Raw genomic sequence first — 25853 nt, 5'->3', positions numbered from 1 at the left:
GACCGGACGGGCGCGAGCTGCGGTCACGCAGCGCGCGGCTGGTCGGCATGCGCCGGGCTGGCCTTGCCCGCGAGCTGCTGGCTGTGATCGGGGCGGGTGTTGTCGACGAGCTGCAGGTGTCGGCGGCCTCGGCGGACGGCGCGTTCGGCATCGACCTCGGCTTGCCAGGAGGAGAACCGGCGGCCCGCCAACCGTTTGAGAAGGGCGGGAATGCGGTTGGCTGGCACGCCGACCAACCGTGGACCGAGCACCGCGAGCAGGTCGCTGGCTTCCTGCGAGGCCCAGCCCGCCTCGGCGATCGCGTCCTCATCGGGGAACACATCCGCGACTCGATCAGTGGCGGAATCCAGCGCAGCGTCTTGTATTCCACCGTAGGAATAGACCCACAAGAAATTTGGCGGAGGGTCGGGTTCAACAAGCGCGCGAAAGCGGGCGACCTCTTTGGTATAGGCGTAGAAGTTCGCATCGGGCCGAGCCCGGCAGATATCCAGCCATGCCTGAAGATAGGAACTGCTGAAGAAATCACCACTGTCATGGATTCTCACCCAGGCGCCGCGGAACTTGCGCGCGCCGAGTTCAGCGACCATCGCGGCCTGCCAGCCGGCCAGGTCGTCGAGGACGTACACGAGGTTCGCTTCGTGCTTGGCACGGACCACCGGCCAGGTGTAGGTGCCGCGCCGGGCGTAGCACGCTTGTGCACAGATCCCGGCGCTGGGACACGTGTTATAGGTGCGGCCATCGGCTAGGCGGCCAGCCCAGGCGGGCAACGACCAATTCCACACGCCGATCCGGCGCATTTCACTGTTCTGCGTCAGCAGCCGAGCCGGCCGGCGGCCGGTGGCGGAAATGGGCAGTGACGTAGACATGGGTATCCCCTTGTTGCGATTCGAAATGAACGGATGAACGCTTGCGATTGGGGTCGCTCAGGCAGCGTCGAGTTCGATTTGCGAGGTGTCACCGTCGTCGAGTGAGTCTGCGATTGCGGTGTCATCCGCGCCGAGTTCGACGTAGGAGGTCGTGGTGCCTTGCGCGGTGCCGGCGTAGCCGGCGATTTCTGCGGGGTTGGATGTCACCAGCTCGTGCTCGACCGGGGAGGCGATGGACTGGAACGCCACCCGCTGCCGCCCGGTCGACAACAGCCCCTGACCACGGTCGGCGGAGAGCAGGAACTGCCTCTCCCCCAGGGACAAGTCGAAGGTGCGGGTGATCTCGTCGATCGCTTGGGAGGCTTGTCTGAGCAGCACCTGGGTGGCTGCGTTGGCCACGACGGCCTGGCCGAGGTCCGAGCCGAGGACGTCTGCGGTGTCCTGGGTGGCGACCGTGAGTCCCGCCCAGTGCTTCCGGCTCGCCTTGGCCATCCGGAACAGGAACTCCGCGCCCGCAGGTTCCTTCATCAACAGCCACGCCTCATCGACCACGACCAATCGGCGCTTGCGGATGGCCGGGTTGGAGACCTGCCGCCAGACCGCGTCGAGGTTCAACAGCGTGCCGATCGGCTTGATCTCGTCGGCGAGATCCCGCAGCGAGAACACCACCAGGTGCCCTTCCGGGCGGGTCGAGGTCGGGCCGGAAAACAGGCCGGAGAACGCGCCGGCGACGTAGGGGTGCAGACGGGCCGCGAGTTCGATCCCGGCGGGCTCAACGCTGCCTGCGAGTACCTCGGCGAGGTCGGCCAACAGCGGTGCTGGGCGGGTCCAAGTCCGGGGATCGGAGGTGATGCCGGCGCGCTGGTAGGTCGCGGCGATCGCCCGGTCCAGTGCCGCGCGTTCGGCCGCTTCGAGTTCACTTCCCAGCAGCACCGAGATCACGGTGTGCAGGAAAAGCGACCGACGGATCAGCGCGTCGCGCGGTGCGGTGCGGCGCCCGTCCGGACGGGTGTAGATCGGCAAGTCGAGGGGGTTGAAGCGGACCCGCTCGGCGCCGAGATGCACGTAGGTACCACCGACCGCGGCGGCGAGCCGCGCGTACTCGTCCTCGGGGTCGATGACGTGGATCTCGATCCCTCGGTACAACGACCGCAGCAGCTCCAACTTCACCAAATAGCTCTTCCCCGAGCCGGAACGTCCGAGAATCACCGAGTTGTGGTTGTCCAGCGCGAACCGATCATGGTGCACGAGGCCCTGGCTTCCGACGTTGAATCCGTAGAGCACGCCGCTCGGGGCACCAACCGAAGTCGGGTCCGGTGGCGGCAAGTCCGGTGAGGTGAACGGGAACGACGCGCTCAACGCGCTGGTGTCGAATGTCCTCCTCATGCCGACCAGGTCGAGCCCCATGGGCAGGCTGGTGATCCAGCCCTGCAGGCTGCGGTACGTGGTCGGCTTGCAGTCCAGCAGCAGCGACGCCGCCAGCGCCCGGATGGCCGCGACCTCGTCGCCGAGGCCATCTTCGGTTGATGCGTGCACCGTCAGGTACAGGCCCATCCGATACAACTTGCCTTCGCCACGAGCGACCCGTGCGGACAGGTCGTAGGCGTCCTCGGTGGCGGCTTCGACGTGCGGGTCGATCAGCCGTCCTTTCTCGCTGGTGTGCCGGCGGCCGGACTCCAGTTTCGATAGCTGTTTCTTCAGCCTGTTGGCCGCGGTGACCGGGTCGATCGGCTCGATGTGCAGCGAGACGTCGACCCTGCCGGGATAGGTCAGCAGCGGCTGAAGCCAACCTGGGTGGACTTCGCGGGGGTAGCCGACGACGGCGAAGGACGCGACCCATTCGCCGCCAACTTCCAGCGCGCGGGGGCGGACGGAAATGGCATCCGGGGTGAACGCGCTCGCGCTGGTGGGTGGGGATTGCGGGGCCTGCGCCTTCTGGCCGCAGCGCGTGGTTTTGCCGTTCATCAGCGGTACCTCCCAGCAGCATCGGCGTAGTCATCGGGGTCCTCGGCGTCGTCATCCCAGGCGTCCTCGGCCTCGCCGAACTCGTCGTCGGCGGGGAACGCGGCGCGGCCGAACGCGCTTGCGTCCCAGCCTTCTTCCGGGGCGGTGGTGATCACCTCGTTCGAGGCGGCGAGACCGGAGTTCGGCGGGATCACGATGTCGGGGTTGCACGCCGCGGCGAGCACCGCGGTGGCCTGCCCGGCGTCCAGCGGGGTGACCACAATTCCCGACGGCGACAGCAGTTCCACGGCCTCGCCGAGCCGGCGGGCCAGCCGGGCTTCGGCAGCCCTGCGGGTGGCGTCGTCGACCGAGGCAGCCTGCTTGGCGGTCCGGCGTTTCGCCGTCAACGCCGCCAGCGGCGAGGCACCGCCGAGCCCGTCGGTCGGCCCCGTGGTGAGCATCGGTTCGCGCAGGATCAGCAGGACCTGGCGGCGCAGCAAGTCGGTGGCGCGGCCGAGCTGGTCCAGGTACTCGGCGTGCTCGCGCGCCGCCCGCTCCAGCGCCGGGTGCGGCAGACCGCCAGCCTGCTCGCGCAGCTCGGCAATCTGACCGGAGAGGTCCAGCCGCTCCGCGCGCACCAGCACCTGCACCGGCGCGGTCAACGAGTGCAGATACCGGCCGAAGGTGGCGACGAGCGACTCCTGCTCGGCCGGAGTGCGCAGACTGAAGTTGATCGTCGAGCAGACCGCGACCACGGCGACACCGTCCTTGCCGAGGTCGATCACACCGGTGTCGGTGACCGCTTCGGCGGGCAGACGTAGAGCGGCCGGTGAGACCACCGACGCGGCAGCGCCCGCGCTGCCCTTCCTTGTGGAGCGGCCCGTGCCGCTGGTTCTGGCGACCCGGCTGCCCAGCCACTCGGGCACGGGCCGGATGCCCTCCGGTGCGGCGACGCGGTGCTGGGGACTCATGCGCTGGCGCAGTGCCGCAAGGGCGAGCCGATCCAGGCTGACACCGTCGCGCTGACCGAGCGCGAGGACCGCGGCGGTCACCCCGATCGGAACAGCGATGACGAGGAACACCGGCAGAGGGACGACGGTGCCGGTGAGGTTGTACGCCCCGTACAGCACCACAGCGGTGACAGCCAAGATCAGCAATTGGCGGGCGGTGAGCGGACCGATCACGCGGTCTTCACGGTCGACATCCGCCGGAATCCGAACGGATTGGCTCATGTCCCTTCACCTCCTGAATCGGCTTCCTGTGCGCGAAACACCGGCGGCGGAACGGACTGGGTGCGCCGGTAGGCATCGCCCAAGCGGGGCTCGGGATGAGATGGACGGAACGTCGGCGCGGTGGGCGCGGACGTCGCCGGTGGCGATGCCGAGGGCGGCGTCGGTGCTGTGGCGGGGCGGAACTGCATGAGCGCCGGTACCGACGCGACACGGACCGACCGCATCGAGGGCGCCGCGTCAGCGCCTCGCCCAGCGCTTGCGGGGGGCTGAAAGCGTGGAAGCGAGCCCGGGCGTTGTGCCCGCGTGGGTGTGGCGGGACTCGGTGGGGAACTGAAGTCCGGTACAACCCGCCCCGGGGTTGCCAGTGTGGACGCCGGGTCATGCGTGCTCGCTTGCGGTTGCGGCTGGAGGAATCGCGGTTCCTGCGACGGCAACCGCGACCGTCGCGCCGCGCGAACGCGGTCGGCGTCATGAGCAGTCTTGAGTCGCTGCGCAAGCACCTCCGGGGACGGCGCGAAGCGCGGCACAGCAGGCCACGGCGGGTCTGCAGGCTCTCCACCGCCAGAGGGACGGCCGCCGTGCCGGCTGGTCGCTGCGCGGGCGCCCCGAGAGGAACCCGCCGTGCTGAGCGCGCCAGCGCGTCCCGCGACCATGCCGAATGCCTTCGCGGCGACGAAAGCGCGGGCCAGGCCAGCGACCAGAGAACGTCCAGAGCTCACCCGGACCGCGCGCAGTAGCCAGAAGGGAACCTTGAACAGGATCACGAACAGCGCGATCGATGACACCAGCAATCCCAGCGCGCTGGTCGTGCCGTTGAACCAGTGCGCGCCGCTGCCGAGGAACGTCCTCACCGCTGTCATCAACACCAGCGCTTGGACGACCTGAATCGCCAGCGTCGCGGTGATCGCCTTCCACCACCACCGGGCCAGCGGATCGGTCTGCGGAAGCGCATGGCCCATCAGGAACAGCGGGGCGGCGACGATCAGGACCAACGTGGTGACGACCCGGAACGCGTAGACGATCAGCAGTGCCAGCGAGACGACGACCAGGACGAGGCCGACGAGAATGATGAAGAGTCCGCCGGAGAGCACACCCCCGATCGCGGTCTTGAGGGTGCTGCCCAGCGATGGCGCGTTCACACCGCTGCCGAGCAACCCCAGGGTCACGCCGTTGGCCACGCGAATGAACTTGTCGACGAAGAACAGCGACAGCGCCGAGGCGATGAACGCGGCGGGGATACGCGGCCCGATCTCCTTGATCGAGTAGCGGGCCTGGAGGCTTTCGTGGCTCATCACGACGATGCCGCCGACGAGGATGAGGACCCCGTAGGCGGCGACCACGATCTCCCACGAGGTGTTCCACAGGTCCCCGATGCCGGCGATGTTGTCGATCGTCGGTGTGGAGAGCGTGGTGTGGCCGATGGCCTCCAGGATCGGAGTGAGTGCTGCGTCGACGATGCCGCGGAAGAAGTCGTTGACCGCCTCGGTGATGCACGCGCCGATATCGGTGATGCCGCACGCCGATCCGCTGGAGTTCCCGGTTCCTGGTTGGGTTGGCCGCGCTGGCGGCGTCGTCGGCTTGGGCTGCGGGATGCAGTCCTCACCGGTGCATGGCGTCCGTGGTGTCGTCGTCGGCCGTGCTGGCGTCGTGGGTGTCGGTGGGGTTGGTCGGCTCGGGGCGGGAGCGCATGGCACGGGTCGGGGTTCAGGCCCGGAACACGGATCGGGCCGCGGCGTGCTCGGCTGCGCGGTCGCGCCGACAACAAGCCCTACCAGCAGCACCAGGATGCTCAGCGCCAGCGCGCACGCGCGCCAGCGCCATCCACGTGATGGCCAGGCACCGACGGTGACGCCTGGCGACACCATTGCTCGACAGGCAGTTCCCGCGACCGGGCCCGCGGACTGGTGGAGTGGGATCGGCGTGGCCATGTCAGGCCCCCACGATCCCTTTGAGGATTTCCACGATCAGCGGCGCGAGCGTCGCCAGGCCGTAACCCCACCCGGCGCTCTTGAACGCGGTCTTGGCCTTCTCGACCTCGCCGGGATCGCCACCGCCCATCACGTACCGGACGCCACCGATCGTCAGGAACACCGTCGCAAGGCCAGCGAGAAGACCCATGAGCCAGTTGCGCAAGTTGTTCAGGACATCGCTCACCGACGCCGCCAGTGCCAGGACCGTCGTGCCGGCGTGAGCGACCGGTTCCGACACCAGCAGCACACCCGCCGCAAGCCCGACGATCAACAGCGCGTTCAGCCGATACCTCGACGGGGCGAGGAACCGCTCTCGGGCAGCATTCATCGGATCAATGGAAAAGTCGCCGGCAACGGATCGACGGCGCCAGCTCGATGACCGCGTGTTCGGCACGGCGCGATGCCGGTTGCGCGTTGCTGTGGAGGATCGACGGATCGTCAGCATGAGGACCCCTCCGAAGGACCAGATGAACGCGGGTGTGTCCCGCACTCCTGAACTCCGGAAATCGCGCCCGTTTTGGACACGTCTTCGCCCTTTTTCTTCGCCGCTCCCGCTCGGAGAACCGTCACGGAAGGTGACTTTCTGGGTGACGTGCGCGGGCGGGCAAGCGCTACCGCAGCGGCGACCTGGTCGAGCAAGGGGTCGGTGGGATCGGACTCCACGGCGACGTCGCGCAGGTAGGCGACAAGCCTCACCTCGGCTCGCCGGCGCATCTTGTAGACCGCCCACTCACCGAGCTCGTGTTGCGCGGCCCAGTCGGCGACGGGCACGTCCTCCAGCCGGGTCGCACCGATCAGCGCTGCCTCCTCGCGGGTAAGGACGTCATCCGCGACGGCACGGGCAAGAACCAGATCCGGATGCCCCCACGGGGCGTGCGGCGGAGTCGAGCGAAAGCCCGGAGCGACCGGAGTCGGACTCGCCAGCGCATCGGCGAGCGCGGCGTAGCCGGACCGGTACGCCGCCCATCTCAACCGGCTCATGATCCGAGGCCGCCGGAGGTCGATGGTCGCGAGCGCATCAAGGAAGCCGCGCACGACTTCGGCGTGCACATCGGCCGCGTCGCCGGCGAACCGGTGGGACAAGCGGGCCGCGGCCGACACCAGCGCGGGCGCTGCCACCCCGACCGCGACGACCGTCCACGTCGCGCCCTCCATGCGCGAGCGCGCCACCAGATGCGCCCACACCGCATCCCGCGTCGCCTGCGGACATCCGCGGCTCAGCAATCGATCACGAACCTCATCAACTGGAATGCGCCGAGGAGGCAACCCCGGGAAGAGTCTTCCATTCAGCGATACCGGATGCGGCCCCGTCACCAGCCAGGCGAACGTATCCCGTGCGATATCCAACGCGTTCGGAGTAGCCGTAGTACCAGCACGAGGAAAACCAGATCGGACTTCCATGTCATAGCTCCAGCGAAGTCGATGCGAAAACCATCGACATCAGGACGCCACAACCCGTACCACGGAAATACCACGTAGCTACTAGCGGCCAACTATATGGACCCCTAGAAGCTACTAGCTGGCTACTATTTTCTCTCATTCTTGATACATTTCAAGATCGTCTCGACGAGCGGGGCGCCACACCCGGGGGCGTACCACTAGTAGCAGCTGAGCTGCACAGATGCGCCACTACTGGATGCGTCTCTAGCACTCACGTTGCCAGCGCAGCACTCTGAGCGGATGAAGGTCACGTGAGTGACTGCAAAAATCTTGGAGTTCACTTCCAGGGCGCACACGACAGGGGCCAGTGGGCACGCGTAACGCCGACGAGACAACGCCGTCTGAAGTCACCACAGGTCGGCTCCTGCCACGCCGCAGCATGCGCTCTTGGCCAACGCCACCACATTTTTTTCGGCGGGGCGTCCAAAACCAGCTCGAAAATCGGAGTTTAGGGATGCAACGTTCAGCCGCGACGGAGGAGAACTTCGATGGCAACTTCTGATCAAGGCTTCCGAAGTGAAGTCACTCGCGAGCGCGGAGTGCGGCGCGCCGCTCTCCCGCGAGTGGCGTCGGACAGTGAGCGAACAGGGACTCGTCGAACGGGCGGCCGGCGCCAGTCGCACGGGCCGCTGTCCACCGTGTGGCTGTGCGCCCAAGCGGGTGAGCAGGAAGCGCCGCAGCATCCCTCGGCGTGGTTGACGACCGCCGTGTCGAAGATCGTGTCGTGCTACAGCCAGCCCTGTCAGCACGTTCTGCTCGTCGCGCTCGGCGCAGGAAGCGCTTCGCCCGACTCGTCGGTGACTGCCGTCAGCCACCGACGCGGCCATCGATACGAGGACCTGCACAGCACAGCGCGGACTGTTCTCCGACTCTGCCGGCATGTCCGACTCTGGGCTGAAGGCACGCCGACAGACCATCGCACGGAAGAGTCGAGCGGGGCGCTGTCCGGACTCGGACTCACCCCGCGCTCGGCGAGTCCGAGTCCGGACCACTCAGACGCCGCGCCATCGACCGGACTTGGAGCTAGCGCGGGGGCCGCGACGGGACGCAGTCCGGACCGCTACGACCTGATCATCATCACGGTCGAGCCGACAGCAACTGACGCGCTCCGACCGGCGCACTGGGTACGGCTTCTCACCCGCTCTGGCGTCCTCGCGGTCATCACACACGGTGATTATTCGCGGGGATCGCTTTCCGATTCCTCCGCAACGCTCGTGCCCGCCGCACGTCGCGCCGGACTGCGCTTCCTCGATCGCATCGCACTGCTGCGCGTACCTGCCCGCAGCGTCGCGCTCGCGTCCATCGCAGCCTCCTCCGAGTGCTCGTCGGCGCTCGGTCGTTCCGTCGTCGTGCACGACGACCTCCTGCTGTTCACCCGCCGACCGGCGCCGGGCACCACCGCTTGCGCCCGGGAGACCTCCGATGACTGAACGCCACACCGCACGCCGTCCGCGCACCCTGCGGGCAGTCGAGGAGCATCTGACGACGCCGCTCTCAGTGTGGGCGACCGGTCAGCTCAGCCCGAGTGCGCAGCTGCGGCGCGGAGGCTTTGTTGCCGGCAGCGACCGCGACGACGACCGCATCCCACCCGCTGTCGCTGCCCACGCGATCACGACCTACACGCGCCTCGGCGACCTCGTCCTGGACCCCGACTGCGGAGCCGGCACAGTCGTGGTGGAGGCCGTTCGCTCCGGCCGTCAAGCATTTGGGCTGACCACCTGCCGGAGGCTGTGGACGCTCGCCCGCGCGTCCCTCAACGCCACGAAGATCGCAGGCCACCCAGCCGACGGATCGGTTGTCGAGGCCGAGCCTGCCGTGCTCGCGACCGTTCGCGCCGCCGGTGCAATCGGCCGAGTCGGACTCGTCCTCACCTCCCTGCGCACCGCACCCAAACGGTGCCGAGATCGCGTTGCGGGATCGGGAAGTGGACGCGCCGGGGCGATCGAGGTCAGCCTCAGCAACCTCGCGGCGACCCTCGCCTACTCCGCCCCACTGCTGCGCACCGGCGGGCATCTCGCCGTCGTCATGCGGCCCCGCCGACACGCGGACGGTTCACTCGCCGACCTCACCTCGCCGGTCGCCGCCGCCGGCCAGGCCGCGGGCTTGGTTCTGGTGGAGCGGTGCATCGCGCTCACTGCGGAGCTGCGCGGCGGTCGTCTCGTCCCGCGTGTCTCCTTCGGCGAACGCCGCGCCGCCGCGCGCGGTGTACCGCGAGCGCTCACCGCGCACTACGACGTGCTCGTCTTTCAGTCCGCGCACGACATCGAACACGCCTCGGCAGCCAGCGCTGCCGAGCCGTACCGAGCCACGCAGGTTGTAGCCGCCACGAGCAGCAACCGCCCACGAGCGCGGCGGGCGGCATGACCACGCGCTGCGTTCATCGCGGCTGTTCCACAGCCCCAAGGGGATCTGTGGACAACCCTGTGGGCAACCGCCGATCTCCGCAGCCGCCTCCCCCACGGCGTGCAGCTCGCGGCGAGCGGCAGCTATGCCGCGACCGCACCCACCACAAGGTGGTGCCGACGTGAAGATGTACCTCGGCATCCACCAACCCACGTGGCTGACCCGCATTCCCGACATCCCCCTCCTGCTCTCGCACCGACGACTTGCCGGCCGCCGCACTCTCCCGCGAGCAGTGACCACCTGGGCACTGGACTCAGGCGGCTTCAGCGAATTGCAGTTGCACGGCGGCTGGCACACCCCCGCGCCTAGCTACGTGCACGCGGTCCGCCGCTACACCACCGAAATCGGGAACCTCGCATGGTGCGCACCCCAGGACTGGATGTGCGAGCCGCACATCCTCAAGCGCACCGGGCTCACCGTCCACGAACACCAACGGCGGACTGTGCAGAACCTCCTCCGCCTCCGCGACCTCGCCCCCGAGCTTCCCTGGGTGCCGGTCCTACAGGGCTTCACGCCCCCGGATTACGAACGGTGCGCCGACTTATACGAACGCGCGGGGATCAATCTCGACGCTGAACCGCTCGTCGGCGTGGGATCTGTGTGCCGCCGCCAGCACACAGCCGAGGTACAACAGATCATGGGAACCCTCGCAGCGCGCGGTCTGCGACTCCACGGATTCGGCGTCAAGATCAGCGGCCTCGCGCGCTACGCCGACGCCCTCGCGAGTTCCGACTCCATGGCATGGAGCAAACGCGGCCGACACGTACCTGGCTGCACACCTAGCCATCGCAGCGAGTCCAACTGCATCACCTTCGCGCTGGCGTGGCATCGTCAAGTCCAGGAGAGGCTGCACCCTGGCACCGAGCCGATGGCTTGCTGATCACATTCCGCTCTCGCCAGGGCAGCAGCAGGCACGCACCGTTAGGAAGGCAACTATCAGCTCGGCGGATCTTCCGTTCCCGGCTCTTCGGCGAGTGACACCTCCAGAGCTGACGTCACGCCGTACAGCTCGTTTGGTGTGCACCTCAGCGCGGTGCACAACGCCTGGAGCGTCTCGGTCTTCATCTGCACCGGCGGCTGGTTCATCAGCGCCGAGATCGATGGTGCAGACAGCGCGTAGGCCGCGCGGGTAGCAAGCAAGTCGCGCAACTCCTTGCCGGTCCAGACGTCACGAGACGCCATCACCTGCCTCAGCCGCCACCGAAGCTCCACTACGACGCCTTCCGCGAGCTCGTTTCTACTCAACGCCCCCGGTGGGGCGTGGAGTACCTGAAGGCTTTCCGGAAGTCCGCCAAGCCCACAACGAATACTGCCGCACGACATGAAGGCATCCTGCGGCACACCAACGCACAACAGGCGAGTTAGGTTGCACCTAACTTAATTAGGCAATACCTTATTCACGCAGGGGCGTGGACTGCGCCCTACAAGCGCTGGCGCTTGGTTGCTGCGTTGAGTGGGTCGCCCCTGACCGTGTACGTCGACACCGCCGAAGGGACACAAGCCGTGAACCAGCCCTCTTCCTGGAGACACCAGGACGACGCATCTCCTGTGGCCAGCTCGCTGCGGCACCCCGACAACTACATGCATGGCGCGACAGTGCTGCCTTTCACCGGCAGTCAAGCGGAGACGCAAGACACCGCTGCCTCGACGTGGCACTACAAGCAGCCGCCCGTTGGGAGCCGACGGTTCAGCGGAGAAGTGATCCCCATCAGCGGAGGCGAAGGCGCGCGTAGACGGGGCGAAATCGCAGCGGTGATCCGAGACCTCCTGCGCTGGGCGGATCAACGAAGAAATCAGATCAGCCAACCCGAAGAGCAGGACGGTGAGCGCGCCGCGTGACATGACTGCGCGATCGGCGGGCCAGACCGGTTTACGAGCGATGCGGCGCAAGACGATGGGAAGGCAACCATGAGCACCGACGACGACCTGGTGGTCAATCCGCCCCCGCCAGCAATCGAACGACTCGGGGCAGGCAACGTCCCCGTGTCAGGCCCCTCCGGCCTCTCCGACTATGCGGTGTCGCCGCTGGGTGCATCGACCGCGGCGCTCATGCGCGATGAGGTCCGTGTCGCGGTTCTTGGGCGGACCTCGACCGAGGACCAGCAAGATCCGCGGCAGTCGATCCTGCGACAGGTCGGTAACTGCAGGACCGCGATACCCGAGGCGTGGGTGATCGTCGCCCACTTCTACGACGTCGAATCCGGTCGCATGGAGCTCAACCAACGCGGTAGGGGCGAGAACTACGAGCGGTTTGACATCCCGATCCCCCGTGATGGAGGAGTTGCGGACCTGCTGGCCGAAGCCAAGCAACCCGGGCGGCGATTCGACGTGGTGATCTGCGAATCTGTCGCGCGTGTTGCGCGCCGAGCCTTCGAGAATCTCTCAATTGAACGGGAGCTGGAACAGGCCGACGTGCCACTGTTCGCCTCCAACGAACCCATCACGCTGACTGGCAGTCGAGCGCAACGCGTGCTGCAACGGCGGATCAACCAATCGATCGCCGAGTACGAGGTCCTCAACACCCTCGAACAGTCGTGGGGCGGACTGTGCACGCACGTCCGTGAGGGCTGGAACATCGGAAAACCGCCCTACGGCTACAAAGCCAAGAAGTTCCGGCACCCCAACCCGACCAAGGCAGCGAAGGGGCTGACCAAGTCCCGGTTGGAACCGGACGGCCTATACGGGGAGACGGTCACGCAGATCGCGAACTGGCGCTACCACGAAGGGATCGGCTACGACACCATCGCCGAACGGCTCAACGCCGATCCAACGCGGTATCCGCCGCCCGAGCCGCCCGGCGGCAAGCGAGCACGCAAGGCGTGGGGCAAGACCAGCGTCTACGAGATCCTGCGCAATCCGAAGTACACGGGGTATCAAGTGTTCAACCGGCGCGCGTCGCGTTCGAAGCGCGGCAAGGTCAACGACCCCATCAAGTGGGTGTGGTCGCCCAAACCGGTCCACCAGCCACTGATTCCGAAATGGATGTACGACGGACTCAACGCTCGTAGCCAGGCTCGCCGCGGTTCGCGTGCCGACAACGAGCGCAATGTGCACCGTCAGGCACTTCGCACGTACGTGCTGCGCGGCATGGTCTTCTGCTGCTGCGGGCGCCGGATGTTCGGCAACCTCCGGCACGAACGCGCCTACTACATGTGCAACCCCCGCAACAACAACCGGGGATGCCCCGACAAGTACCAAGGCCACCCCAAGGCCACCTACATCCGCGAAGACGCCCTACTGGATGCGTTCACACGGTTCTTTGCGGACCGCGTGTTCGGGCACCAACGGCACGAGAACCTCGCCGCAGATCTCGCTGGGGTCGACGACCGTGCTGCCCTCCAGCGACAAGCCGATCGGGAACGGCTGCAACGGATCGTCGCGGACACGACACGACGGCAGAACTCACTCCTCCGCCAAGCCCAAGATGGAGACCCCGACGACCCGTTCACCAAGGCTCTGCGCGGCAACTACAACGACCTGGAAGCCGAGAAGATCACCGCCCTCGCGACAATCGCCCAACTCAACACAGCAGGCGAACCCGATCCTGCGCTCCCCAGCACGGCCGACATTGCACTGCTCGACAGCCTCCCGTACTTGGCGCTCAACCTCGCCAGCGCGCCTGAGCCGCTCCTTCGCGCATTGTTCGAGGCCACCCAATTGACCGTCCACCTAACTGACGACGGCCACCACGTCACCATCACCATCCGCTTGCCCGCCGACGATCTACCCCAGATCGCTCGCACCGCGGAAAGGATCACCCAAACCATGACCACACATCAAAAAGCGCCTGCTCAGAGAGCAGGCGCTTCTTGTGTGGATGCAGTACGTGCCCCCGGTGCGACTCGAACGCACACTGGACGGATTTTGAGTCGGCTAGGTAGCCAGGCAACACCACTGCGAGCTGGGCACAAGGGCTCTTCTAAGGCACCGACTATGGCTCTGCGGGCATGAACCGATGAGTGTTCATGCCCAAACTCATGCCCTGTGGGTCCACTGTGGATGCTCCTGCGAGCAGCGTACTGACGCCACAGAGCGAGGGTGACCCCAGGATCGCAAGCAGATATGAGTACAACACTCGCAACTATTAATTAATGAAGCATCCCGTCATCGAAGTTGTGCCATACATTAGTCAAACTACAACGTTTCACTAGGATAGCTGCTTAAACATTTCTTCCAATTGCCTCTTCGTATCATCCACACCGAGACTGCGCCCCGAAGAACTAGACACGGCTGACATAGGCGACACGCCACCTACAAATCTCAGCGAGTAGTCAACATCTTCAGATTCACCATCCGCCAACCCGGATAGATCTTCCTCGAACCAGTCAGCTACATGTTCTTCAGTCCAGCGAATTCGACTAGCAATGTCGCCGTCGTCAATACCAACACGACTTGCAATACTCTTGATTTCCCGGATTCGCTCTCTCATCCCTTCGGGATCTCCGCTGTAATTAGCATGCAGGTTACTTAGGTCACTTTCCACTGAATCCAAGACGGCGGACTTGATCATAGATTTAACGTCAATCGAGCTCAATTCCGGAAGACCGTCGTTCTCCACAAAGAAATCGTAAAGATCAACCCAATCTGCATCTTCCTGCGCCGATTCCAGACAAGCTTCGAACCATAGCAGAAAAGCGTTCTGGCCCCCCAGGGATCCACCGCGCACACGCGCATAAGAACAGATTAATGCAAGCACCTTGTAAGCTTTTTGGAAATCTACCGTATACGATCTATCGTCGGACTCTCCTACGTCGAGAGCAGCCCTAGCCAGCCAGTCACCCCAGCCTAGCGACAGATTTTTCTCTACTTCCAGAAGAGCACCTAGTATTACATCAGTCCCCGAGAAGAACTTCTCGGAGCGCTGCTCGCGGGAAAACAAGCGTGCAACTACACTCGCCAACTCATTGGCGTTATTCTTGACATAGTGGCGAAGGCCACCGAACTTGTACGTAGGCGGGTCATCGACTGCAGCGATTGCGTACATAAGAATATTGCAGACATTGCGCAACGCCACATTATCGGACGCCAAGACTTCTAGGTAATCTGGATTCTCATCCAAGAACGACAGCACGAAGTCTCGGCAACTCGGATTAGCGAACGCTACTGCAATATCCCGACCACTTTGCTTCTCAATGGTGATCCAGCTACCTTCAAGAACCTTCAAAGCATTTTTGTAGTCTATTGGCGTCGAATCAAGTGTCGCCACCTTCTTCAAGTCATCCCCCGACGCCCCCTTTACAGGGAAGGTAACAAGATGAAGCAAAATGTTCCGCGCTGTCGAAGACAAAGAATTTTCGAAACTTGGACCCCCACAATTCGACTGGACGCTCAAATGCGGCTCCGATGGCCTGTACAAGAGATTTTCCACTCCTGTGCGGCCGACGGATTATTAGTTCGACGATTCGGGGAGTAAAGTTTGAATGCCGAACCAAAGACCAGATGGAATCCAGATCTCGTGCTACTTCTTGCACGACCCAACGAGGTTTATCAGAAAAGTACAGGTGGTTATACAGCACATGAGCCCGTTGCAGCAGATTGAAGTCGGTCATTTCAACCACACACTGCCAGAACTCTAGGTTTGAGCGCGCCAGCGGTTCATTACGCGACTGAGCTTGCCGAAGAACATGAGAGCGCGTAGTGAGAACCATGCGCTTATCGGCATGTGAAACTACGCGGTCCATGAACTTCGTCAAACTTGCTGGCTCGTTCTTCACCGATCGTTCACTAAAATCCGTCTGCCCGAGAAAGTCGTCATACAGGAATATCTGCTTACGATCCGCCGCCCACGCCGACCACCCTTCGGCGATGTTCGAGTCGATCACAACAACTTGCCATCCCTCTTCCCAATGAGAGAGAAGAAGCATATCGGCAAGCATACTCTTTCCAACCCCCGGGGCACCCGTAATAGCAACCACGTGGGAATTTGCAAGCATCTGCACTGCCCGGTCATGGCTGACATTGGAGACATAGAGGCGAACTCTACTCTGCACAGTCTCCATTAGCGCCTCTGACCGCTCCCATACGCCACTGTTGACAATACGCTGCAGGACAACAGAAGAAGCTAGCCATAGCTTAAAGTGATTTCTTTCGACACTTGAATGAACAGAGAGGAGGTAGTTAATATCCGAACGCGATAGCACTTCGGAAGAGCTCTCGACTAGCGCCCCCAGTTCGGCAAGTAGAATATCTTTTTGGCCGCGAGTCAAATCCTGCGTCGTCGCCAACAGGTAGCGATCCGGCCTTTCCTTTCTCATCTTCGCAACTTCATTAGACACGGCGCGTTTAAGGTCTGAGAATTTTGATCGCGCGTAGTGCTTACACTGAACGACGAATTTCTTGTTATCTACCTGGCCACGCAAATCCACCCCACCGTCTGGACCATAAGCGAAAGCCTCAAAGTTAGTTGCATACTCAGCACTGAGAAGATCGCGCATCAAAAGCTCAAAATCGTGCGGAGACAGGGATAAGAAATCGTACTCCGGCACCTGCCAACTCCCCACTCTAGCGACTAGTCAAAGACGTGTAGAGTACAGGAACCGATCTACATCCCGGTCAAACCCCGTAGGCCGGCGAACACCGGTGAAGCTGTATCTGGAACACTGGCGACATGAGCATCTACACGGTGTCACGATGGTACGCGGCGTAGCGATATCGGCGCAAGATCTTGGCGCATTCGGCGTACTCGGCCGATAGAGCGAAATCATTACCTTCAAAGAAGGCAAACCATGCCGTTGTACATATCTACGTAGATCATTCTCGCCTCCGCTGCGCGATGGGCTAAAGGAATTTCGCACCCGGGCGAGTCCACAGTAGACAGCAGGAACTAAGCAATCGCGCCCGTGAGATCACGCATCCGGCGCTGCTGGCGAACGGATCCGATCTCGGCCGCTAGCTCGCCCGCACGGCTCGCTTGCCGACACGCCTCGCGAGGTTCGCCGATGGCGACAAGAGCATTTGCGAGGTCGACTCGTAGCGCTGTCTCTGCTCGCGTGAATGAAGAATCGAGTTGTTCGAGTGCTCCGGTCAACACATCAACCGCGTCGGGATCAGCGAAACGTGCGAGCGCATGTCCACGCCAGCGAGCGAGGTGTACGGGGTCGAGCACCACATACGGACCGTCGGCATTCATCGTCTCGCAGGGCAGTAAAGCCGCTGCCTTGTCAAAGGCTCGAAGGCTCTCACCCTTTTGACCGCTGGCCGCGAGTGCTTCACCGTGAGCGGCGGCGAGCCAGGATCGCAGTAGCGGCGGAGCCGAGTTCTTCGCCTTGACCCGCACAGCGCTCAACAGCTCGACGGCGTCAGCTGTCCTGCCGACATCGAGAAGCACGAAAGCTTGCTCCGCGATGACGTGCGCTTCGAACGCCGCGTTTGCCGACTCGGTAGCAGCCACACGACCACGCTCGTAGTACTGCCAAGAAGCAACCACGTTCCCGAGATCGAGTGCTTGCCAGCCTGCCAACGTCGACAACTCAGCCATCAGCACAGCCAGTTGAGCACGAACGTCGGGGGCAAGGCTGTGTGACATCAGGCGTGAGACCTGCTCGACCTTCACCCGGACTTCATCGTGAGCGACGAGCGCGCCCATCTGTCGGTCAAGGCGACGAATCGCGGCCAGCTGCTCGTGAAGCAGCTCAACTACGCGGCTGTCCACTCGTCGTGAGGCGTTCAGCATCTGGCGCAGTTCAACACTGGAGTCGTCTTCCTGCTTGGCCAGAGCAGGCGGGGCGAGCAGTTCTCCGATGCCCATATCAAAGATGCGTTCCAGAAGCCGAGCTGTCGCGGGTCGAACCGGGCCGAGTGGCTTTCCGTCCGGCCGTCGTCCGGCCGCGAGGCGTTGTAGGTGCCGGACGCTGAGCGTTCCGGGCTCTGCGTGCTCGCGGGCGAAAGTCTCGGCGTACTCGACGAACTCTTCGAACGTCTGCCGACGCTGTCTGATCAACAGTTCGAGCATCGTGCGCGGCGGCTTCGTCGACCCGCTCTCCTGGTGCATCGCGTCGCCCTCCGCTGTGGACAGGTCGTGCCTGCGTCGCCGCTATGTCGTGCGCAGGTCGTGTACGGCCCGACTGCGCTTACAACAAGCTTATTTAAGTCTGTCATGGCTGCGCGCAGCCGTCACGGACCGGTCCGGCGAAGTCATCCGCGCCGCCCCGCGTCGCCGGACCTCTCGCGGTCGGGGACGAACTGCGTAACGGGCAGCTCGTCCCCGACCGTGGCCAACGCCAACGTGTCCGGGAGGAACGTCATGCCGCCTCGCCTGTACTCGGTGTGGGTGACGTCGCTCGATGACGGCGTTGACCATGCGGTCACGGATGAAGAGATGGCCGCTGGGATGGCACACACCGGCGAATACACGACCCTGTGCGACGCGCGGATGTTCGCGGCCCCGTTGACGTGTGAGCCGCTTCCCAAGTGCCCGCGTTGCGCGGTGTTCGTTCGTCTAGGCACTGCGGTGCCCAGCCTTGAGGCTGCGCCACGGCACCGCCGTACCGGGCCAATGGGGCGCTTCTGGCTATCGCTGTCGAGCTACGTGAGAGGGAGTCATGTCGGCCTTGACGGACAACAGTCCTGAGCAGCCATCGGACGAGCCCGGTTCGTACTGCGCGGTTCTAGGCGGGCTGCTACGGGATCTGCGTGCTCTGCGAGGCGTGCCTCTCCGTGAGACTGCGTCGGCTGCCGGGGTCGACTACAGCTCGTTGAGTCGTTACGAACTCGGGTCGAGGAAGCCTCCGATGCCAGTGCTGGTGAAGATCGCGGAGTTCTACGAGATCCCGTTCTTCGTGTTGCTGTTCCTGGTCGCCAGGATGAGCGCGCCGGAAGCGGTGTTGCCCAAGGGCGAGAAGGCCGTCGTGCTGTGGACGTTGCTGCGCTACGACGAAGCACAGCCGCCCAGGACGACCGCAGAGGACTCGACTGGTGACACGTCGCCCCGTCCGCCGGAGGTCTCGGCGAACGGGGCGGACGAGCGTGGTTCCGGCGATGGTGACGGGTTGGCTGTCACCTGGCCCACCCGTCACGACGAGTCATTTCCCCAGTTCGAGCCCGTTTTCTCACCTGTCACACCGCCTGAGACGGGGTGACGGGTTCCCGGGGCGGCTGGTGACAGGTCACAGGTCATCGTCGACCACCTCCCCGTCGAGGATCACTCCATCCCGGCACGACCGGACTGCGGCGCGGATCTCGGCGGTGAGGTAGCCGCGTACCTGGCGTGTCCCTTGCTCGGTGGTGATCCGCTCGCGGGTGGGGCGGCAGCCGAGTTCACCCATCTGCCGCCCGAACCCGGTCGCCTCAATCTCCAACGCCTCGACGAGTTCAGCCGTGGGCACGAACGCACGCCCACCGGCTTCGAGGTCATCGGACAGATAGTCCACAACAGACGCCAACGGCTCCGGCAGCTCGACCACGTTCGCCGCTTCGGTGTTGGTGACCGTTGCGGCACCGAGAACCTTGGCCACGGCAGCGCGATCGAGCACCGGGACGGAGTCCTGTCCAGCGGCGTGCCCGGACAGTGTCCCCGCCGCATCCCGAAGTACCCGCCCACGCTGACATATGGCCTGCCAGTCCTCGTTCGGCATGTAGTAGGTGCGCACCGTCATCGCGAGCACATCGGCTCCGGCTTGGGTGTCGCCGTCCGGGCGCAGGATGCCCACGCCCTTGTGGGATGGGAGTAGGCGGCTGCTGTCATAGCCCCGGGTGTTCATCTGCTCGCCCAAGACGATGTTGCTGTCTCGCCAGTCCATCACCCGCAGCGCGAACCGCGACCCCAGCACCGCCCGCAACCCGGACGGGATGGTCTTGCTGTCCGGGCGTTGCGTTGCGAGCACGAGGATGATCCCGGCCGCTGGCCCCTTCTTAGCCAGCCAGGTCAGCAGCTCGCCGATGTACTCCCCGGCTGTGAGCTTTTTCCCTTGCACCACAACAAGTGTGCGATCCTCTAGGGGCACTTGGACTTCGTCGATGAAGATCGCCGTCACGGGCATGTTCAACGACGTGTCGCGGGAGATCGCCGGGGTGATCTTCGACTCCGGGCACACCACATCGTCCAACTCACGCATCCGCGCGTAGCGTCCCTGCACTTCGCTGACGAGTTCTTCCAACCAGTCCTTCAGGGCCAGGACGTGTTCGGCGTCGTCACCGGCAAGGAAGCGGTGTGCGACCTGCTCGGCGGCGCTCCAATCCTTTCCCGCCTTGAAATCCGCGACATAGAGCCGCACGTGAGTGTCCAAGATCAAGGCCGCGGCTGCCAACCGCGTCGCGAATGTCTTGCCCTGCCTAGGAATCGCCCCCACCAAAAGCGACGTCCAGATCAGCGGAAGGTCGATTCGCCGATCCCTCGCGTCCCGCCCGAACGGGACCGGACGCCAGGAATCCCAGTGCTCTACGCCCAACAACGGGGTCCGCAACGGCGGCGCGGCGTAGGGGTCTTCGTCAGCAACCCACATAGCCACCCTGCCCGCGTGCCCACCCTTGCCGCGTACCCGGTCGACGATCAGCTGAACTTCGTCGACCGCGAGCGCGGACGCCAGGGCTTCCCGGTTCTTGATCACGTCGGTGGCCTTGCGGGTCGCGGGCAGATCCATCGTGACCGCCCAGCCGTCGCCGACGCGCGTCGCGCGCTCGACCAAGCGGAGGGTTTCGTCTTTGCCGATCAGCTTCGAGTCCCGGAACGCATCGACCAACACTTGCGGGTCCATCGTCCAGGTGAGCGTCCGGGGACCTGCCAACACTGCCTTGCGCCCCGGGCTGCCGTCCTTCCGTCGCCCCAGGATCGCCAGACTGACCGAGAGAACTCCGGCCGCTGCCCAGAGCACGGAGGGGCCGTAGACGAGCACCGCGACCGCCCCCAGAACCAGAACCGCCACCACGAGTGCAGCGGTGACCTTCCACCGAAACAACGTCAGCTCGCGGATCTCGGTGAACTTTGTCCGCCAACTTCTCCGACTCTTCGGCTGCGTGCCGGTAGTCGGCCACCTTCACCCACGAACGCCACCATCGCGCCGCGACCACCACGCCCCGAACAACGGCACCGAGGAAGCGGAACGGTGACCGCAACGTGGCCACCACGCCCGCCTTCACGGCGGCCTTGGCGTAACTGCGGTTCTTCAACGCCATCGGGACACGCGGCGAGTGCAGCCACCATGTCCGCAACCGCACCTTCCACGAACCGCTTGCAGGCGGGACGGTGTCGTTCACGAACTCGCCGTCGAGCACAGCGCGTACCGGCAACGAGCCCTGTGCACCCGCGTTCACGGTGGGACCGTTGTGCGCGTTCATGGGACGTCACCGCCCTCCGCGCGCTCGCCAACCTCGGCAGCTAGAACTGCGGCCAACCGAGACGACAAGCCACGCGAGCAGCCTGTGACCTCACGGACCCACGCCGGAGTCACCGCTACACCCGGAGCCCACGCGTCCCGAGCGGCGGTTAGGTACTCGCCGAACGATGTCCGGCGGCGATCACCGCGCCCCCGGCGTGCCGGACGCCTCGCGGGTTCATGAACCTCCACTCCGACGTTCACCACGGCGCGCGGCACCGCACGGCGGTGGGCTTCCGTGAACGCTGCCGTCACCGCGTCGGTGAGCTTGTCTCGCAGGTCCGTGACCGCTTCAGCGGCGACGAACACCACCAACGGCGGCACCGAGTGCAGCACCACCCCGGAGAGAGACCCGGACGCGTACGACGCCCAGGTGTTCATGACGTAGGTCGCGGCCAACGTGAACCACTTCGCGCGCCGCACCCACACGTCGGTACGGATCTGGTAGCGAGCAGTAACCTGCTCTGCCCGCAGAATCGCAAGCAGTACAAGGGAAACCGTGGGGTCCAACAACCACGCCGCTAGCCACGGAAGCGACCACGCTGCTGCCCCTGCGGCAGCGAACTGCTGAACGTTGGTCATCGTGAACGCCAAGCCAAGCACGATTCCGGCCCAGCACAGACGGTCAACCTGTGTCCGCACTCGCTCAACTCGCAGGGCAACTACGTCGGGATCGGACTGGTGGGCTCGCAGTTCGGCTGCTTCGGCCGCTTCGCGGGCGAGCGCATTCGCGGGGGTGGCGGGTGGCCGCCCGAAGGCGGCCACCCTCTCCCACACCCGAGGACCCGGGCTGGTCATCACCGATCACCCTTCCGGCTCCGACTGTCCACAGTGGTCACTGTCAGAGCACGGGTGAGCGTGTACGCGGAGAACAACGCGGGCAGCCCGAGCACGACCAGCAACAGCACCGTGTCCGCCTTGTACGTGATCGCGAGCCACTGCACGCCCACGATCACCCCCGCCATCGCCAAAACCCGACCTGTCAGCGACAGCAAGCGAGCACCCTTGCGGGCCTTTTCCGCCGCTGCCTTGGCCTTGCGAGAACCACTGCGCCACACCAGAAACAGCGCCAACACGACACTCAATCCGGCGCACAACTCCAACGGCGTCAAGGTGAACGTCATGACGACCGCCCCCCGTCGCGCTCCGGCGAGTTTGCCCGCCGCGCGAGCCAGATCGGATACACCGCGCGCCGGTCGTCCTCACACAGCGCTCCCCACACCCCGAGCGAGAACTCCCCGGCAGTGCGGAACTCCAACTCCAAGCACTCGCGACGCACCGGGCACCCCGCGCAGATCCGCGCGGCCAACTCCCGGTCCGTCAGGTCGTCGCCGGTCCACTTCGGCTCGGAATCGTTGGCGTAGAGCCACATGCACGCCCCGTCGCGAGTCATGATCTCCGCCAGCACATCGGTAGGAACATCGGCGTAGCGGTCCAGTTCGGCCGCCAACACCTCGAAGAAGTCGTCCGGGTTCACCACGGTGCACCCCCGGTCACACGCGCAACCTCACGCGCCATTCGCCGCTCAGCGGCGATGCGTGCGACGTCCACGCAGCCACCCGACTCGGCGGCGTCAGCAATCAGCTTCTCGAACACGGCAGCGGGCACCACGTAGCGAGTGCGCACGCGCACTGCGGGGAAGGCGTCCTCCCGGATCGCTCGGTAGAGGGTCGCGGGGTCCACGCGCAGAATCCGCGCGGCTTCCCGGACTGTGTAGAACGCCGGAGGACCGGCGTTGGGCATGGCTGTGCTCATGTCAGGATTCCCAACAATGAAGAGAAAGCTTATTTAACGGGTATGCGCGCTTATATAAGCGCACTCTTAGGCAGAGGAGTCCCAAAACAGCGCGCTAGCGCCGCACGGACCCCCGGAATCGCGTGATCCGGCTAATCTCGACGCTGAGGCGGAGCGCGGAGGAATACGTGTCGCAGGACTGGACGGCGGTCGCGAAGGCGATCAACGAGCGATTGACGGAACTCGGGTTGCGTCAGCGCGAACTCGCGGAACGCTCGGGTGTATCCCAAGCGATGATCCGCGAAATCCAGTACAACACCGCTCAGCGACGACGCGGCTCCCGGACGCTTGAAGCGCTGTCGCTCGCGCTCGACTGGCACCCGCAGCACCTCGCATCGCTGCTGCGCGGCCACCAGCCGCCCTCTGCGGATGAGACCAGCGATCCCGTGGCGGACCGCTTGGCGGCCATCCAGGACAGCATCGACGAGCTTGCTGAGCGGCTCGACCAGATGAACGCCAACCTTGCGATGGTGATCGACCATGCGCGCCCCGACCGCAAGCGGCAGTAGACGCCTTGCAGGCGGCAACGCCTGTGGTCCTTTGATGCCCGTTTCCGGGTTGACTGCGTTTCCGTTCATGACTCAAGGAAACGGCAGCCGCGGGCAGTTCTACAGTTGGCCGCGGTTAACCCCATCTCCGTTAACCAGGAATAACCTCGCAGGTCAGGACGGTTATCCAGCCGGAGAAAAATGATGGGCCAGACCAGGCTTCAGGCAGTGCGCAAGCAGCTCGGCTACTCGGCCGACTCTGTGATCCGCTTGCTTCGCGGCCGAGCTGAAACGCTCGGCTTGTCGGTGATGTCGCCAACGAGCCTGAAAACGAAGCTGTCGCGCTGGGAGAACGGCCACGAACAGGTCAGCCTTCCCCATTACCGGCGGCTGTTCCGCGACATCTACGGCCGGACGAACGCCGAACTCGGGTTCCCGGACGAGCCGGAGACCGAGGAAGCGACCGAGCTGCGCACGCGACTCAAAGTCGCGCGCAGCATCGACGCTGAGACCGTCAAGCTGTTCCGCCGCCAGGTCGACCATGCGCGGCACGTCGACCGCAGGTTCGGCGCCGCCTCGCTGCTCGACTAGCTTCGCAGCCACATCAAGCAGGTTGAGGATCTGCTCACCTTCGGCACGCTCAGCGGGCAGCGCGAAGCGCTCGCCGGGGTCCTCGTCGAAGCGTCCACATTGGCCGGTTGGGAAGCTCTGGACCGCGACGCCGCAAACCAGGCGTGGGCGCACTACGAGCGGGCGAAGTCAGCCGCCCGCGAGGCCGGTTCAACAGAACTGCTCGCACACGCGATCGCCGAACAGTCCTTCGTCTTGGTGGACATCGGGGAGACAGCCCTTGCCGTCGACCAGCTTGCCGAAGCGCGTGCGCTCGCCGAACGCGGCGCGCCTCCCCTGCTTTCGGGCATGGCTCGCGGCGGCGCATGGCGAAGGGCTCGCCACGATCGGCCTGCGAGTCGACGCATTGCGTGCGTTCGACACCGCAAGTTCGTTGCTGCCCAACGAAGTCGTGCACCCGAAGTTGCCGTTCCTGTTCCTCGGCGGAGCGCACCTCGACCGCTGGCGCGGCAACGCGCTTGCAAAGCTCGGTGAGCCGGACGCGATCGACCGGCTCACCGACGCCATGTCTCGCTTGCCAAAGGAGTTCGCTCGCGCCAAGTCACGGATCTTGGTCGACCTTGCGTTCGCGTACGCCGCAGCAGGCGACCGCGACGCCGCACACAGCTACGCCAGGCAGGCGCGACAACTCTGCAAGGAGATCAAGTCCGACCGTGAGCTACGGCGACTCCGCAGCCTTGTCCTGCCCGGCGCCGCGTGAAGCGAGGTAGTGCAGCAAGGCAACGAGAGTCCCGGAGCCGAGAAGTTCTTGCCGTTGAGCCAATTCCGGGACGCGGCTGAGTGGAACCCACTCGACGCGACCGGCTTCCTCTGTGTCTGTCGGGTCGCCAATGTGCTTCGCCGCACGCCACAAATACACGTCCACCGGCGCGGTGACCTGACCGGGCAACGGCTCGAAGCTGATCAGGTGCTCCGGCTCGCCGACCGGCTCCCAACCGCTCTCCTCGGCCGCCTCACGCGCCGCCGTGATGGCCGCGTCTTCGCCGTCATCGACCATGCCGCCAAGCAGTTCGTAGCCCCACTGCTCGGTGGCGAAGCGGTAGCGCCACAGCATCAGCGCCCGGTCCTGGTCATCGACGATCAAGGCGATGGCGATGCGGGCGAGATGGACCACGTGGTAGTCCCACCGCTCGCCGTTCGGGGCCTCGACGTCGACCAGCCCCACCTGTACCCAACGGTTGTCGTAGACCAGCCGCTCGCCAAACGTCTTCCACGCGCCATGTTCCTCAGTCACGCCCAGCAGCCTACGGAGGGAACGCGCCTCCTAAAAGACGTCATGCCTACAAACCGGGAGAACACTCTCACTTGCGACGAGAAAAGGAAAAGAAAGTGAACATCAGCCACCCAGCGACATTTGCAGGGAATCCGAAGGTATCGCTTATGAAGCGCTGCTCAGCAGGGCCACTAAGGTACATGACAATCGACAGTTCAAGTAGCAGTATCCCGACAATAATCGCGACCGCCTGAGAGGTGCTGACCCCTCCCCCCTTAAGGGATGCAAGTTCAAGCACTTCTTCTTCAGTCTCGTCGGCGACACCAGGTCGCATTTGTGTACCCAGGAGATCGTCAATCAGCTCGGGAACCCTGCGAGCATCAAAAACCTGCAAAGGACGTCGAGGCTGAACGGGGCTCGTCGTCGAATTTGGCAAGTGAGCCAGCTGCCCAAACGGCTCGAACATTCCAAGATTTCGCACCGCGTCGGAGGCTAACGTGGCTTGCCTCAAGCCTGAAAAATTATTGACCGACGACAGCAAATCAGCAATCGCGCTGTGCGTAC

24 protein-coding genes, 1 tRNA gene and 2 pseudogenes are annotated in these 25853 nt (G+C 64.6%); 9 read left to right on the top strand and 18 right to left on the bottom strand.

From position 1 onward, the window contains the following. Positions 1 to 23: 23 nt before the first annotated feature. The 6 genes from CCN37_RS26525 to CCN37_RS26500 are packed head-to-tail and all read right to left on the bottom strand — an operon-like array spanning position 24 to position 7359. Positions 24 to 866 carry a hypothetical protein gene (locus tag CCN37_RS26525; protein ID WP_086825906.1) on the bottom strand — a complete coding sequence of 281 codons (843 nt, stop codon included), beginning with the start codon at positions 864 to 866 and terminating at the stop codon, positions 24 to 26. 57 nt (positions 867 to 923) lie between these two features. Beyond that, a complete protein-coding gene (locus tag CCN37_RS26520) occupies positions 924 to 2831 on the bottom strand; it encodes a VirB4 family type IV secretion system protein (RefSeq protein ID WP_086825904.1) in 1908 nt (635 codons plus the stop codon). After that, positions 2831 to 4042, bottom strand: a complete 1212-nt coding sequence (locus tag CCN37_RS26515) for a PrgI family protein (RefSeq protein WP_086825902.1) — start codon at positions 4040 to 4042, stop codon at positions 2831 to 2833. Before CCN37_RS26515 ends, CCN37_RS26520 begins: the two co-directional genes overlap by 1 nt. Further along, positions 4039 to 5970, bottom strand: a complete 1932-nt coding sequence (locus CCN37_RS26510; protein WP_086825899.1) for a hypothetical protein — start codon at positions 5968 to 5970, stop codon at positions 4039 to 4041. The genes CCN37_RS26515 and CCN37_RS26510 overlap by 4 nt, the downstream gene beginning before the upstream one ends. A 1-nt stretch (position 5971) precedes the next feature. Further along, positions 5972 to 6457 (bottom strand): pilin, encoded by a 486-nt coding sequence (locus CCN37_RS26505; RefSeq protein ID WP_371505064.1) that lies wholly within the window; start codon positions 6455 to 6457, stop codon positions 5972 to 5974. Beyond that, the gene (locus CCN37_RS26500) at positions 6451 to 7359 is read right to left on the bottom strand and encodes a hypothetical protein (RefSeq protein ID WP_246843329.1); all 909 of its coding nucleotides are present in this window, start codon (positions 7357 to 7359) and stop codon (positions 6451 to 6453) included. The genes CCN37_RS26505 and CCN37_RS26500 overlap by 7 nt, the downstream gene beginning before the upstream one ends. A gap of 1307 nt (positions 7360 to 8666) precedes the next feature. On the opposite strand from CCN37_RS26500, the gene CCN37_RS26495 reads away from it, so the two are divergent. From CCN37_RS26495 to CCN37_RS26485, 3 genes are all read left to right on the top strand, one after another. Then, complete coding sequence (locus CCN37_RS26495; RefSeq protein WP_086825894.1) at positions 8667 to 8882, top strand: hypothetical protein; 216 nt, start codon at positions 8667 to 8669, stop codon at positions 8880 to 8882. Further along, the gene (locus tag CCN37_RS26490; RefSeq protein WP_143261818.1) at positions 8875 to 9816 is read left to right on the top strand and encodes a site-specific DNA-methyltransferase; all 942 of its coding nucleotides are present in this window, start codon (positions 8875 to 8877) and stop codon (positions 9814 to 9816) included. Before CCN37_RS26495 ends, CCN37_RS26490 begins: the two co-directional genes overlap by 8 nt. Positions 9817 to 9982: 166 nt before the next feature. Beyond that, positions 9983 to 10735: a hypothetical protein gene (locus CCN37_RS26485; protein ID WP_246843331.1), complete on the top strand. Its 753-nt coding sequence runs from the start codon at positions 9983 to 9985 to the stop codon at positions 10733 to 10735. A 56-nt stretch (positions 10736 to 10791) separates the two neighbouring features. On the opposite strand, the gene CCN37_RS26480 is transcribed toward CCN37_RS26485, so the two are convergent. Then, complete coding sequence (locus tag CCN37_RS26480) at positions 10792 to 11196, bottom strand: helix-turn-helix transcriptional regulator (protein ID WP_246843328.1); 405 nt, start codon at positions 11194 to 11196, stop codon at positions 10792 to 10794. 129 nt (positions 11197 to 11325) lie between these two features. Here CCN37_RS26480 and CCN37_RS39205 point away from each other — a divergent pair, with 129 nt between their 5' ends. Together CCN37_RS39205 and CCN37_RS41665 are read left to right on the top strand one after the other, a co-directional pair. Continuing rightward, the gene (locus CCN37_RS39205; RefSeq protein ID WP_143261817.1) at positions 11326 to 11694 is read left to right on the top strand and encodes a hypothetical protein; all 369 of its coding nucleotides are present in this window, start codon (positions 11326 to 11328) and stop codon (positions 11692 to 11694) included. Between the two features lie 69 nt (positions 11695 to 11763). After that, positions 11764 to 13047, top strand: a pseudogene (locus CCN37_RS41665) (recombinase family protein); the annotation flags it as partial. 635 nt (positions 13048 to 13682) lie between these two features. Here CCN37_RS41665 and CCN37_RS40135 read toward each other — a convergent pair. The 4 genes from CCN37_RS40135 to CCN37_RS26465 all read right to left on the bottom strand — a co-directional run bounded on the left by CCN37_RS40135 (position 13683) and on the right by CCN37_RS26465 (position 17845). Beyond that, a tRNA-Leu gene (locus CCN37_RS40135) sits at positions 13683 to 13770 on the bottom strand. Positions 13771 to 14002: 232 nt separating this feature from the next. After that, positions 14003 to 15070, bottom strand: coding sequence for a hypothetical protein (locus tag CCN37_RS39200; protein WP_143261816.1), 1068 nt, complete (start codon positions 15068 to 15070; stop codon positions 14003 to 14005). 1 nt (position 15071) lies between these two features. Further along, positions 15072 to 16340, bottom strand: a complete 1269-nt coding sequence (locus CCN37_RS26470; protein WP_086825886.1) for a restriction endonuclease — start codon at positions 16338 to 16340, stop codon at positions 15072 to 15074. Positions 16341 to 16678: 338 nt separating this feature from the next. Beyond that, complete coding sequence (locus tag CCN37_RS26465; RefSeq protein WP_246843327.1) at positions 16679 to 17845, bottom strand: hypothetical protein; 1167 nt, start codon at positions 17843 to 17845, stop codon at positions 16679 to 16681. A gap of 550 nt (positions 17846 to 18395) precedes the next feature. Between CCN37_RS26465 and CCN37_RS42090 the strand changes: the two genes are divergently transcribed. Next, positions 18396 to 18932: a helix-turn-helix domain-containing protein gene (locus CCN37_RS42090; RefSeq protein WP_086825884.1), complete on the top strand. Its 537-nt coding sequence runs from the start codon at positions 18396 to 18398 to the stop codon at positions 18930 to 18932. Positions 18933 to 18959: 27 nt separating this feature from the next. Here CCN37_RS42090 and CCN37_RS26455 read toward each other — a convergent pair. The 5 genes and pseudogenes from CCN37_RS26455 to CCN37_RS26435 all read right to left on the bottom strand — a co-directional run bounded on the left by CCN37_RS26455 (position 18960) and on the right by CCN37_RS26435 (position 22919). After that, positions 18960 to 21126: pseudogene (locus CCN37_RS26455) on the bottom strand (FtsK/SpoIIIE domain-containing protein). Beyond that, complete coding sequence (locus tag CCN37_RS26450; RefSeq protein WP_086825930.1) at positions 21123 to 21962, bottom strand: hypothetical protein; 840 nt, start codon at positions 21960 to 21962, stop codon at positions 21123 to 21125. The pseudogene CCN37_RS26455 and the gene CCN37_RS26450 overlap by 4 nt, the downstream one beginning before the upstream one ends. Then, entirely contained in the window at positions 21962 to 22288 is a 327-nt protein-coding gene (locus CCN37_RS26445; protein ID WP_086825882.1) for a hypothetical protein, read from the bottom strand. The genes CCN37_RS26450 and CCN37_RS26445 overlap by 1 nt, the downstream gene beginning before the upstream one ends. Beyond that, positions 22285 to 22641 (bottom strand): WhiB family transcriptional regulator, encoded by a 357-nt coding sequence (locus CCN37_RS26440; RefSeq protein WP_371505058.1) that lies wholly within the window; start codon positions 22639 to 22641, stop codon positions 22285 to 22287. Before CCN37_RS26440 ends, CCN37_RS26445 begins: the two co-directional genes overlap by 4 nt. Next, complete coding sequence (locus CCN37_RS26435) at positions 22638 to 22919, bottom strand: helix-turn-helix domain-containing protein (protein ID WP_246843324.1); 282 nt, start codon at positions 22917 to 22919, stop codon at positions 22638 to 22640. The genes CCN37_RS26440 and CCN37_RS26435 overlap by 4 nt, the downstream gene beginning before the upstream one ends. Before the next feature lie 167 nt (positions 22920 to 23086). Here CCN37_RS26435 and CCN37_RS26430 point away from each other — a divergent pair, with 167 nt between their 5' ends. From CCN37_RS26430 to CCN37_RS42425, 3 genes are all read left to right on the top strand, one after another. After that, positions 23087 to 23467 (top strand): helix-turn-helix domain-containing protein, encoded by a 381-nt coding sequence (locus CCN37_RS26430; RefSeq protein ID WP_086825878.1) that lies wholly within the window; start codon positions 23087 to 23089, stop codon positions 23465 to 23467. 207 nt (positions 23468 to 23674) lie between these two features. Then, positions 23675 to 24037: a hypothetical protein gene (locus tag CCN37_RS42430; protein ID WP_371505055.1), complete on the top strand. Its 363-nt coding sequence runs from the start codon at positions 23675 to 23677 to the stop codon at positions 24035 to 24037. 259 nt (positions 24038 to 24296) lie between these two features. Beyond that, complete coding sequence (locus CCN37_RS42425) at positions 24297 to 24776, top strand: hypothetical protein (protein WP_371505053.1); 480 nt, start codon at positions 24297 to 24299, stop codon at positions 24774 to 24776. On the opposite strand, the gene CCN37_RS26420 is transcribed toward CCN37_RS42425, so the two are convergent. Both CCN37_RS26420 and CCN37_RS40130 read right to left on the bottom strand, forming a co-directional pair. Then, positions 24735 to 25310 carry an NUDIX domain-containing protein gene (locus CCN37_RS26420; RefSeq protein ID WP_086825876.1) on the bottom strand — a complete coding sequence of 192 codons (576 nt, stop codon included), beginning with the start codon at positions 25308 to 25310 and terminating at the stop codon, positions 24735 to 24737. The genes CCN37_RS42425 and CCN37_RS26420 overlap by 42 nt on opposite strands. Positions 25311 to 25377: 67 nt before the next feature. Then, positions 25378 to 25853, bottom strand: a 476-nt coding sequence (locus tag CCN37_RS40130) for a hypothetical protein (RefSeq protein ID WP_168200868.1), incomplete at its 5' end; no start/stop codon positions are given.

The sequence above is a fragment of the Allokutzneria sp. NRRL B-24872 genome (assembly GCF_002155965.1).
Lineage (GTDB): Bacteria > Actinomycetota > Actinomycetes > Mycobacteriales > Pseudonocardiaceae > Allokutzneria.
The sequence above is the reverse complement of the archived record's forward strand: the minus strand, read 5'-3'. Positions and strand labels throughout refer to the sequence as shown.

Coding starts and splice junctions, on each gene's coding strand:
- CCN37_RS26525 (WP_086825906.1), bottom strand. CDS start 866: ATGTCTACGTCACTGCCCATTTCCGCCACCGGCCGCCGGCCGGCTCGG.
- CCN37_RS26520 (WP_086825904.1), bottom strand. CDS start 2,831: ATGAACGGCAAAACCACGCGCTGCGGCCAGAAGGCGCAGGCCCCGCAA.
- CCN37_RS26515 (WP_086825902.1), bottom strand. CDS start 4,042: ATGAGCCAATCCGTTCGGATTCCGGCGGATGTCGACCGTGAAGACCGC.
- CCN37_RS26510 (WP_086825899.1), bottom strand. CDS start 5,970: ATGGCCACGCCGATCCCACTCCACCAGTCCGCGGGCCCGGTCGCGGGA.
- CCN37_RS26505 (WP_371505064.1), bottom strand. CDS start 6,457: ATGCTGACGATCCGTCGATCCTCCACAGCAACGCGCAACCGGCATCGC.
- CCN37_RS26490 (WP_143261818.1), top strand. CDS start 8,875: ATGACTGAACGCCACACCGCACGCCGTCCGCGCACCCTGCGGGCAGTC.
- CCN37_RS26485 (WP_246843331.1), top strand. CDS start 9,983: ATGTACCTCGGCATCCACCAACCCACGTGGCTGACCCGCATTCCCGAC.
- CCN37_RS26465 (WP_246843327.1), bottom strand. CDS start 17,845: ATGCACCAGGAGAGCGGGTCGACGAAGCCGCCGCGCACGATGCTCGAA.
- CCN37_RS42090 (WP_086825884.1), top strand. CDS start 18,396: ATGTCGGCCTTGACGGACAACAGTCCTGAGCAGCCATCGGACGAGCCC.
- CCN37_RS26450 (WP_086825930.1), bottom strand. CDS start 21,962: ATGACCAGCCCGGGTCCTCGGGTGTGGGAGAGGGTGGCCGCCTTCGGG.
- CCN37_RS26445 (WP_086825882.1), bottom strand. CDS start 22,288: ATGACGTTCACCTTGACGCCGTTGGAGTTGTGCGCCGGATTGAGTGTC.
- CCN37_RS26435 (WP_246843324.1), bottom strand. CDS start 22,919: ATGAGCACAGCCATGCCCAACGCCGGTCCTCCGGCGTTCTACACAGTC.